The 644-nt window shown below is 74.2% G+C and carries 1 pseudogene; it reads left to right on the top strand.

Features of this window, described 5'->3' with window-relative positions:
- Positions 1-491 (top strand): annotated as a pseudogene (locus ABFX51_RS39535) (hypothetical protein); the annotation flags it as partial.
- Positions 492-644: the final 153 nt, after the last annotated feature.

Here is a 644-nt window from a genome sequence, read left to right as displayed (position 1 = left end):
GCAAGGCCGCCGTGAAGCGCGCGGTGGCCGAGATCGACGCGGACGGGTCGGCCCGGCTGCTCTACGCCCCCGGCGGCTACACCCTCACCCACCGCGGCCTGCGGCCCGCGACCGTGCCCGGCCTGCCGGTGCCCGCCTCGACCGACTGGGACCGCGAGCTGGCCGACCTGCTCGCCACCACCGGCACCGCCACCGCCACCGGCCCGGTGCCCTCGATCGAGGGCGAGCAGGAGCCGCGGGACTCGATCGAGGGCGGGGCGGTGGCGACCCTCGACCACGGCCCTGACCTGCATGAGTCGACCCCGAACCGCCCGGTGATCGACCGCAAGCCGGGCCGCTCGATCGAGCAGCTCCGCGCCGAGCTGGCCGCCGCGATCGAGGCCGGGAAGGTCAACCCGACCTCCGCCGAGTCGATCCGCAAGACCCTGCGCATCGGGATCGCCCGCGCCCGCCAGCTCCGCGACGAACACACCAAGGGAGGACGCAAGTGACCCAGCAGCACGAGCAGGAGGAGTTGGCGCGGGTGCACTACCTGCCCACCCACCGCGCCGACGCCACCCCGGCCCCCTCCGAGACAGAGGTGGTGGAAGGGGAACTGATCTCCGAGGAGGAGTACCAGCGGCTGTTCACCCAGCGCGGGCAGG

The organism is Amycolatopsis dongchuanensis (genome assembly GCF_039542405.1).
GTDB lineage: Bacteria > Actinomycetota > Actinomycetes > Mycobacteriales > Pseudonocardiaceae > Amycolatopsis_E > Amycolatopsis_E sacchari.
This window is presented reverse-complemented; position numbering and strand designations above follow the sequence as displayed.